This is a genomic window from Acinetobacter sp. YH12021 (assembly GCF_013420145.1).
Classification (GTDB): domain Bacteria; phylum Pseudomonadota; class Gammaproteobacteria; order Pseudomonadales; family Moraxellaceae; genus Acinetobacter; species Acinetobacter towneri.
In genome coordinates, this window is record NZ_VOYT01000031.1 from 1 (window position 1) to 9,887 (window position 9,887).

A 9,887-nucleotide genomic window follows, 5' to 3' on the forward strand; every position below is an offset into this window, starting at 1 on the left:
AAATGGACAATGCCTATTCAGGAATGGGGACAAACGATTACTCAATTATCCATTTACTTTGAAGGTCGATTAGATGATATAATTAAAATCTAGTCAAATTTACTGACACAGAATTTTGAACGCCCTCTAATCCAATGATTTAAAATATTTTTTTAATAAAAAAAGCCCGACATCCTGTCGGGCTTTTTCGTATTGGGTGTTTAGGTATAACTCCTGTCGTACCTCACGTCCTGATGTTGCACTTATCATTATTGTTTTATGTGTTGGAACATCCTGTTCTCTATGTGCCCATCATATGAAAAATCCCCATACTGACATAGATGCAATGATCCCTAATTCATGTCAGCCTGAGCTTACAAAATTGCTCAAAACTTACCCCAAGGTTTATCCGCAAAAATTGTGGATTGTTTTTAGGCTGAAAGCCTTATAGAGTGTATGCGATTCTTGTTTTTGAGTGTTTTTTGAGCAAAAGTGTTGGCAAAAACTATCAAAATTGCTCATAAAAAAGCCGACTTGTTTCAAAGTCGGATTTTTTTGCATTTTGGGATTTTTAAGGTTTTATTAAGTATCTGATATTTATATTAATATACAAGTGTATTGCGTATAACCACCATTATGTTAAATCAGGTTTAAAACTTAATATCATGTGAATTAAAGTAGGTCGGATCAAACTCTATCTCTCCTATTTCATCCTCGATAATTTGCATGTAATCGTCATATCTTGGATGTTTAGGGTCTTGTAATGCATCTAAAATATCAAGATATCCAAAAATTCCTCCAATATCTTCAAATGGAGCATGATTTTGACCATCTATACAACATGGATATTTTTTATTTAAATCAGGAGATTGTCTGCTTTCTACAGTAATCAAATGTTCCCAACAATCGCCAAAATCATATGTATATATAATTTTTTTACCTACACGTAGAACTTCTTTCAATTTTTGTCTTTTATTGATCTTTTCATGCTTAATAGTCGTGAATTCATGTAAATGGCTATCTTCCCAATCAAAAGCAGATTGAATTGCCTTATGGAGCGTAGATAAAGTAGCTGCCGATGAAATTTGAATAGTTCTCCAGATTTCAGGATCACTGCCTAGAAGACTAATTTTTAATTGAAAAACTTCATCAGAAGATTTGAGCTTTACAGTTCCCATAACAGCCTAGTTCTCAAAAAATAGTTTTAGTAAATCTAAAATTAACATAATACACGTTATACAAATTCCCAGAGCATGGCTTTCAGTCCTGCTTTTTTATCAAAAGAGTATAGCTGAATGATAGCGAGCCAAATCGCATACAATATCTATCATTAGACTTAATGCAATAATTAAATGATGTTGTTATCATTAATCTAATAGAATTAAGATTAAATGATAGAAATGAATACACGTATTTATCTACGAGCTTCAACTAAAGATCAAGATGCAAAAAGGGCTTTGCAGATTCTTCAGGATCTAAACCAAAACTTGAATTTGGGTGAAACCATTGTGTACGTGGAAAACTATAGTGGTACGAAGTTAGACCGACCTGAATTGAATAAGCTGCTGTCAGAAGCAAATCAAGGTGACACCTTGTTAGTTGAAAGTATTGACCGCTTATCACGCCTAACCCAACGAGATTTTCAAGAGCTGAAGCGCAGGATTCAGGAGAAAGGACTTCGATTAATTGTGGCAGATCTTCCTACTACCTACCAAATGATTCAAACCAGTGACAGCATTACTCATTCAATCCTGGATCTCATCAACAATATGTTGATTGATCTCCTGGCAACAATGGCCCGCCTGGACAATGAGAAACGTATAGAACGTATTAAGCAGGGCCTGGCACGTTCGGGTTACAAACCAACAGGTAAGAAAGCCAATGAGGCTAAGCACAAACGAATAAAAGAATTGCTAGCAGCTGGCAATATGACTAAGGAAGAAATTGCCAAAGCAGTGAATTGTGGAGTTGCAACTGTTTATCGAGTTGCTAAAGTCATTTAAAAAGGCTTGTATCAGTGCTTCCCTTATGTCATATCTATTTACAAAGGAGCAAGGCATTCTTAAAGGTCAAAAGACGGAATTAATGATGAAAAAGCATTTGATTTACCTTGTTTTTATAGTGATGGTTTTTATTTTAGCTCTGGTTGTAAAGATTGATAATGATCATAAAAAAGGGCAAGCATTAAAGAAATTGGAACTAGTTGAAAAGCAAATCCCTTAGGTAAAAATTGACTTATACTTATTTAAATAACGCTAATAACTAAGCCCAAAAAACACCTAGACCCAGTGCTATACACGCTTAGTTTTTTATATTTCAAAAGAGTATTTTAGCAAATATCATAAAAGACCGGTCTATTCTCAAGCCGGTTTTCTATATCGCAGAGCATCATGGCTTTATCATAGATATATGAATATTAAGATAAATAAAAAGCCCTATAGTCTCTCCCGTTACTATAAGGCTTATAAAACGCTGTAATTTTTTTCTTAATTACCTACTTTTCGATGTAGGTTATGAATATATTTTACCTATTGGTAAAAATAAAGATATAAGACAAAAGATGAATACGTTAGGAATTCCGCGTAAAAACTACTAATTTCGTATAACAGCCATTATGTTAAATAGAGGGAAAATCTATTTTTAAAGTGATAAAATTATTGCAGTTATTTTAAGAATAGCTGCTTTTGATACTTGATCATCTATCCTAATTAAAAACTGTTTTTTAATAATTTGGAATATAAATAAGATTTAATTAAAATTAACATTATTCATATAAATTAACATTATGTATTACATTTACTAATAATTCAAAATAATTAGTAGAAAAAAATTATGTTTTAATTATTTCTTTGATTATATAAGTTGAGAGTAAAAAATGATTAATACGGAATTTTCAAAGTGTATTTCTGCATGTACAAACTGTTCACTTATTTGTACTGAATGTGCAACTTCTTGTTTAAAAGAAAAAGATTTAGAGATGATGCGTGAATGTATTCAACGTTGTCTAGAATGTGCAGATATTTGTCAGTTATGTGTGCGTATGCAACAACATAACTCACCTTTCCTCAAAGAGATTTGTGAGCTTTGTGCTAAGATCTGTGAATATTGTGCGGAAGAGTGTGAAAAACATTCACATGATCATTGTAAAAAATGTGCTGAGGCTTGCCGTCAGTGTGCAGAAGAATGTCGAAAAATTGCCATGTAAAATACTTCAATAATGTTAATTATATGGCTCTAGACTAACATAATCATTCTGCTAGTCTAGAGCCTTTCCTAAAATTAACATAATACACCTTATACGAAATGCGTTATAATTCTCTTGAAAATTCAATGCTGTAGTTTCTAGTTGATAGCCCACCTTCCCCAAGGTGGGTTTTTTTTATGATTTTTCACGTTCCACGCCTATTCTTTGATCAATGTTCCACAACTTTGTTCATATTAGTTAAACAATCGTGGTTAATCATAGGGTCTAAAAAAACGGCTCCAAAAGCCCCTTTTTTCTGGTTCTGGCTCAATATGTTCAGGGACTGGAATACGCTTATTCTCGATAACCTCTGATTCCTTAGGAGGCATAGCTATGACGTCCTCTTTTTCTTCTACTGTGGATTCTGCCTGTGTTGATCCAGGATCATCAGATTGTGTTGTATTGGTTTTTGGAGCTTCCAATAGGCGTTGCATAGTTTCAATTTGATTTTGATAGAAGCTTTCTCTATTTTTTGCATCATCTAGCTGATTTTTTAGCAGGTCTATCTGTTGCCTAAGTAGTAAAACTTCTGCCGAATTTGGACTGTCTATTTTTACAGACTCTTTTACATCTAGTTTTTTTGAGGGTTCACCAAAAACACGGATAGCCTCGGCTAGATCAATTTTATTATCAGAATTTTTACTTAAAATTCCTTTCTTTATGTTGTTGTAAATCGTTTGTCTATTGATATTGTAAAGCTTAGAAAGCTCAAGAACTGTAAGGCTTTTCATGCTGTAACTCTATGCCTAAACCTGTCAAAAGTTGTTGTCTATTAGACTGCCTAATAGACAAATGATCAAGTATGAATTTTAAGCAGATTGGTAGCCAACTTTTTGAAGATAAGGGAATAATTCTTGGAATTTTTTTGAATCTTGGAGCATTTCTGCAATGCGTATAGCAAATTGCTGGTAGCTCTCGGTGCCTTCTGAATATCGCCCCATTTCAGGTAATTCAGAAAGTTTATTGGCAAAGAGATGGCGTTGTTTATCACTCATTTTGGAGAAGGTGTTTAACGTATCTGCTCCTTTAATTACTTTGTCTGAGCCGGTTTTCTTCTGCTTAAAGCTGAAAGAAAAACCTGAAATTGAACGCCCCTTTTTATGTTGCTCATATTTAGCTGTTATATCGGTTAATTCATTTACTTGCTTAAGGGCAAAATCTAAAACATATGTTTTAAAGTTACTCATTGTTTTGTATTGATGAGCTTCGACACCAAGTTGTTGTCTGAAGATAGCTAGATCAAAAATTGGCGTTTTGCCCGCAGATCTCCATTGAATTAATAGTTCGTATAACCGAATAGCATAAGAGCTAGTTAACCTGGAAACTTGCTGTAATTCATATTTAGTGAAGTTTTCTTCCAGTCGCGTTATGAGGGGAACAATGTCTTGTGTAAATCGTAGGAAAACGATTCCAGATTGTGGCTCATATCCAATTTTATCAACCCAACGACAGTGAAAGCTACGGTCCTTACCTGTCTTAGGATTAATGTCATGGTATGTCACATAGCGATCAAATAAGCTTTTAGATGCATCTCGAAGTACGGTATAGGCAGTGTGTTTCTCGACATTAAAGGTATTTATATAACTACTTGCATGTACTTCTAAAAGACTATTTTCAGTTATCCCATGTCCTGTTTCTCGAGCTTCAGCAATGGCTAATAGGATCAGTCTTTGTTCAACTGTATCTAAGGTATAGCTGGCTTGAATTAAAGCATTATCCTTTACGATTAATTCACTCATTTCTAATAATAAATTTATAATTAAACTAGGTCGTACAATAGACTATTTTAATTGAATTGTAAATCAACTTAATTTAAGGTCGATAAACCTAGCTTTAAGGTCGATAAACCTAGTTTTATGGGTCGATAAACCTAGTTTTATGGGTCGATAAACCTAGTTTTATGGGTCGATAAACCTAGTTTTATTAACTCTGAAACCATTATGAATAAAGGGTTGTAGCTTACTTAAAAGTATTTAAAAGATTAAAAATAATTAAAAGCCAAATTTATGAAAGAAAATTGCCCTTGGTTTTCGCTTCGCTCAAACTCTATTGAATCTCGCTTACGCTCGATTCGAGGGGCAATTTTTGGGTTAATGTTTTCGTGACTTTTAGAAAAAGCAAAAACAACTCGGAATTCGCTACGCTCATAGTACTTTTTTGCTCGCTTCGCTCGGTCTAAATCCAAATTTTTGCATGTGATTTACGCTTTCTTAGGCTAATTAGCCTAAAAAGCTGTTTCTCAGAGAGTCTAGGCGCGAATTTCAATCATTTCACTCGTAGACACTCGTTCTATACCTTTCTTTGAAAATCGGGCTTAAAACGCAAATGAGAGCAAAATAGAAGGGGGTAGGATTAGCCAGGGCAAAAGGGAATGATATTTATTTTTCAAATGAATAGAGGATGGGACTGACACAATGTATCAGTCCCAGGAAGTTATAAAATCTATTTGGGAAACCCCAAAAGATTCAGAAGCTTTTTAAAGTTAATCTTTAGGTATCTAAGATCTTAAAAAGATCTCATTTCAAGATTCATGAACATATCCTCTCGCGCTGAGGAGTGCGTGTAATTATCGGATTAGCACCTATTTTGATTTTTACCAGATCAAAAAAACTGGTTTTTACTTCATTTGAGCTTCTTGTTTTCAAAGAGCTTTGACCGAGCTATTGAAAGCATCCACACTAAATTTTGTAAAAAATAGAATGAGCCTTTATTCCAGTAGGTTCATACACTGCCTTTGCTGTAACGCTACAAAGATTACGGGAAGAAACGATTCCAGCGTTTCAGGACAGACTCCTGAATCAGATTGTTTTCAAGTAAACAATCAAACTGGTGACCTTTTCGGAATTGTTTGAAGTTCCCACCTCTGTTTCTGAGTGACCAAACTCAGAAATGACTTACGCCACCTGCGTAACTCAAACAATTCCAATTTACAGAACATTATCAAACTCGCATACGTTCGTGTTTTCGTCTCCATGCTCGCCTATTTTTATACAGACTTGAATGGTTAATGTATTTCCTGGAAATACGCCTACTCTCACGATCTCCCATCGGGTTCAGGATTTTTCGTTTCTATCAGCCAAATGAGGGCCTTTAGAAGTTTTATTACCTTAGTAGCCATCACATCTTTCGATGATGATGGATCTGTTTTAAGAGCTACCAAAAAACACCTACTCCCGAGTTTCCCACTTTAGTTTTAAAGTTCGCATAACATCAAAATGTTATGGGGTTACTAGACCTTTCACTCGACTCTAATCTTCATTGTTTTGGCATCCTGCCTTCGATATGTCGTCGCTCCGAAAACACACTTAAAAAGATTAGATTTGGTGACTAGACCAATCAGGTTTTTACACCCTTTTATAACCATCCCACGCACCTCTCTATAGGCGCTAATCGGTTGAGCTATTCGACGAAGGCTGTGTTACCACAGCCCACGAATGGAAAACATCTAATGAAAATGTTTCCAACTCCACAGAATCCCCTGCTTGGCAGTTTCAATCTGTGATCTCCCCGAGCGGGCAAACAGATGAAGGCTTACTAGACCTCATTCCCAAAAAATGGGTTACATCAATTTGGCTTGTTAACGTACCGGCATCATGCCAATGTACTCAGCTACTTTAAAACGGCTGCTAATGAATCAGGTCTTCAGACTCAGTGTCATCAACAGTTTTTCAGTGTCGCCCAATAACCGCCTACCGAGCGAAAATGTATGGGTAGGTGGAATAAATTGGCATCGCCAATTTATGTTGGATCGGATAGAAAGCTGGCTGACACATGAATTTCCTGAAGGATACTCATGCTGACACCAACAAGCCTCCTGCATAGCCCTACCAGCAAGGATTTCCCCTGCATAGAGCTTTACGCCACGAAGTGAACTGGATAGCAATTCCAATTCCATTGATAAGCAAGGATGGTCAGTCCTTAGCTTGTTCTATAAATCAAAACTAAGGATGGTCAGTCCCTAGTTATTGGGTCTGACCTACGCCATCTTTGCAAGTCTGCAAATTTCATTTTCCTGTCAGGGAAAATATCGTAGTAATGGTTTTATACCATTCGAAATCCACTGCTGAAATGGGGGGGACAATGTTTTTCCGTTAATCTCAAGGAGCAACTTAACTACAAAAAATTGTCCCCCCAAGCCCCCTTTCAGGGGGCTAAAAACCCTTCGGGTTTTACTAAGTTATTGTAAAATAAATTTTTATAAGTATTTGTATATTAAGTGAAAAAGTAAAAAAATTGACGTCTGGAAGAGTTGATATATTTTGTCTATGTTGTACTATGGAATAGCTACTACACCTTATCTTTTTTATAACAAAAGGATAAGTTTTTATGTACTTTTTCACGACTTCTGACGCTTTAACCATGTCAGCTTTACATCGTGTCGTTTACTTGGGGAAAGCCAGCTACTATAAAAAAATAATTGTTGATTTGAGCAAAGCTCCGGATACTATTCCCAAACTTATGCATAAGTTTTCTGTGGATTTAAATGGTTCGCAGAGAGGCAAGTTGCATGATGAAAAAGGGTTATGTAGTGGGCATATGGTTGTTCAACTCAACCAGCAGCTTTACAGTAAAAAAGAGTGTTATATCTTTATTTTGATCACTCTTCCAAAAAAAATCCGTGAGAAACAATCGGTACTGTCTGATCTTCTAGACAAGCTTGAATTAACTGAAGCTCAGTTAAAAAGAATGAGTCCTGCAGAACGCTTCTCAGTCGTCATGGATTTTCAACGAAAAATAATCAGAAGTAGCTTTAAGGAACTCGATGGCACCTCAGCTCGAGATCATTTCTACTGTTTACATCACCGTGATGAGCGAATCATGTTTTATGCCAAAAATGGCATGCCTAAAGTCGTTTTACGCCTTTCTGACCGTTCGCCTAAAAGGTTATCTGAGATAAAAAAAATGGAGGAATTGAAGCAAAAAAATGGAGATCCAGTAAGGGAAATTAAGTCAGCTGCATGGACTTGGCATATGACATCTCAATATAAAAATTACATTCAGAATGTATGTATCAAAGGGGTTCAGAAAAAATTAGCTCAAAAGAAAATAGCTAAACGAAAGGCTTACGAAGCTACTAACAAAGCCAGCCCAACAAAATCTCAATTAACCACCTGGCTCAATGATGCTGAATTACGGCAAGCGATTCAAGAAGGTGCCGGGGCAATCCGGACAATACCGGGATTTCGGGGAACTTTGGCAGACTTAGGGGAAATTTGTCTGGCACTCGAAAAACGTTATAACAGGCAATCTTTAAAAAGTCGCAAAAAAAATCATGCTAAGGCTAATCAAGGGAAGAGGACTTTCCCTATTCAAGAGGCTTTTCACTTAGATCAATTGAAGAAAGAAGCTTTTTACAGTACTCGGATAAATTTTGAAATCAAGAGTTTTGATGAGCTACTTCAAAGGGTCGAGGATTTTTCAAGGACCTTAGAAAATGCTGTAGTGGAGCAAGTTGATGTTAAGGATATCAATGCTGAGGACGAGCTGGAAAAATGGGTACGTTCAGAGCTAATTAAAAAGCTGATGGATTTAAACCGAGCAATGGACAAACCTCAGAGTAAGAATGAGGTATTGTCTGAGGTAGATGTAAAAGTTAAGGGAATACTAAGAAAGATTAAATATTTAAAGTATTAAGCACTTATTCGTCTGTAGGATTTTGTTCAAACGAACAAGTTGTTCGTCTACAGTGCTTTGACTATATACCTAGTGTTATTCCCAAGTAGAAATGTCCTACCTAATAACCAAATAGAAATGTCCTATATGGACATTTCCAGGTAGGAACAATGGGGATGGGTGGCATTTGCTTTCATGACTTCATTAATTTTAGTACTTCTTTCTTTTGCAATGTTATTTGTCGGAGGTGCATTACTAGCAGCTTTTGTTGTGAATCGTATTATTAGCGCTATTGCAATAGCATTGCTTAACTATATGTTATCTACAATTAAAACAGATGCGATTACAGGCATTCGTAAGCAATGTGAAGCCTAAAAAAAATTAGTCTAAATTTAGCCCACTATCATTTTTAGTGGGCTTTGATATTTTGGAGTTGTAATGGACTTGTTGATTTTTATTTTTAAAAGGCCTTTTTTATCGTTGGTTATTATTGTTTTGGTTTTTGTTTTATTTATGTTTTTTGCTTCTAATTTTTCAAATTCTGAATATAATAATGCTATAAATAATCCTAATAAAATTGTAAAGTGTGGTATTTATAAAGGAGTTAAAGAGATAAGGGAGACTAACTTACATAGAGGTAAATTTTATAGAATTTTTGTTTTTGATGGTGATAGTTTTGCTTCTGATATTAATCTGGCAAGTTTTAACTTAGGCCCAAATAAGCATAAAAAACCAGAAAATTTATTATTGGGAGATAGAGTATGTTTAACTATCTCCAATGGCTTAATTATTGAATTTAATATACAAAAATAGAGTTAAATTTTTATGAGTTTTGGAACATTCTCAACGAGTTTGCAAGGAGTATATAGTTGGGGAATTTTAAGAAGTGCTCGAATAAGTGGAATGGTGATGGATATTGATAACCGGCTTTGTTGCACAAAGATTTGAAATGCAAAGCGCCCCTAATTGAGCCAAATTTAAGGCGTAACTTGGGTAAGTGGTCGACCTAATTCCGTAAATCTGTTGAGGACTGCTACACGTGCATGAATTT

General features: G+C 35.3%; 9 protein-coding genes. 6 read left to right on the plus strand and 3 right to left on the minus strand.

Annotated features, from left to right (window positions below):
- Window positions 1-629 precede the first annotated feature (629 nt).
- Window positions 630-1,157, minus strand: a complete 528-nt coding sequence (locus tag FTT91_RS13625) for a plasmid pRiA4b ORF-3 family protein (protein WP_000537573.1) — start codon at window positions 1,155-1,157, stop codon at window positions 630-632.
- Window positions 1,158-1,370: 213 nt separating this feature from the next.
- On the opposite strand from FTT91_RS13625, the gene FTT91_RS13630 reads away from it, so the two are divergent.
- The 3 genes from FTT91_RS13630 (at window position 1,371) to FTT91_RS13640 (ending at window position 3,184) form a co-directional block, all read left to right on the plus strand.
- Window positions 1,371-1,982, plus strand: a complete 612-nt coding sequence (locus tag FTT91_RS13630) for a recombinase family protein (RefSeq protein ID WP_180169653.1) — start codon at window positions 1,371-1,373, stop codon at window positions 1,980-1,982.
- A gap of 25 nt (window positions 1,983-2,007) precedes the next feature.
- Window positions 2,008-2,202, plus strand: a complete 195-nt coding sequence (locus tag FTT91_RS13635; protein WP_044432560.1) for a hypothetical protein — start codon at window positions 2,008-2,010, stop codon at window positions 2,200-2,202.
- 652 nt (window positions 2,203-2,854) lie between these two features.
- Window positions 2,855-3,184 (plus strand): four-helix bundle copper-binding protein, encoded by a 330-nt coding sequence (locus FTT91_RS13640; RefSeq protein ID WP_016658833.1) that lies wholly within the window; start codon window positions 2,855-2,857, stop codon window positions 3,182-3,184.
- A gap of 251 nt (window positions 3,185-3,435) precedes the next feature.
- Here FTT91_RS13640 and FTT91_RS13645 read toward each other — a convergent pair whose 3' ends face one another.
- Both FTT91_RS13645 and repM read right to left on the minus strand, forming a co-directional pair.
- The gene (locus FTT91_RS13645) at window positions 3,436-3,954 is read right to left on the minus strand and encodes a plasmid replication DNA-binding protein (protein ID WP_180169654.1); all 519 of its coding nucleotides are present in this window, start codon (window positions 3,952-3,954) and stop codon (window positions 3,436-3,438) included.
- A 78-nt stretch (window positions 3,955-4,032) separates the two neighbouring features.
- Window positions 4,033-4,962 (minus strand): replication initiation protein RepM, encoded by a 930-nt coding sequence (gene repM, locus FTT91_RS13650; RefSeq protein WP_180169655.1) that lies wholly within the window; start codon window positions 4,960-4,962, stop codon window positions 4,033-4,035.
- 2,587 nt (window positions 4,963-7,549) lie between these two features.
- On the opposite strand from repM, the gene FTT91_RS13655 reads away from it, so the two are divergent.
- The 3 genes from FTT91_RS13655 (at window position 7,550) to FTT91_RS13665 (ending at window position 9,649) form a co-directional block, all read left to right on the plus strand.
- Window positions 7,550-8,857 (plus strand): hypothetical protein, encoded by a 1,308-nt coding sequence (locus tag FTT91_RS13655; RefSeq protein WP_180169656.1) that lies wholly within the window; start codon window positions 7,550-7,552, stop codon window positions 8,855-8,857.
- Window positions 8,858-9,031: 174 nt separating this feature from the next.
- Entirely contained in the window at window positions 9,032-9,211 is a 180-nt protein-coding gene (locus FTT91_RS13660; protein WP_180169657.1) for a hypothetical protein, read from the plus strand.
- A gap of 63 nt (window positions 9,212-9,274) precedes the next feature.
- On the plus strand, window positions 9,275-9,649 hold the full coding sequence (locus tag FTT91_RS13665) for a hypothetical protein (RefSeq protein ID WP_180169658.1): 375 nt from the start codon (window positions 9,275-9,277) through the stop codon (window positions 9,647-9,649).
- Window positions 9,650-9,887: the final 238 nt, after the last annotated feature.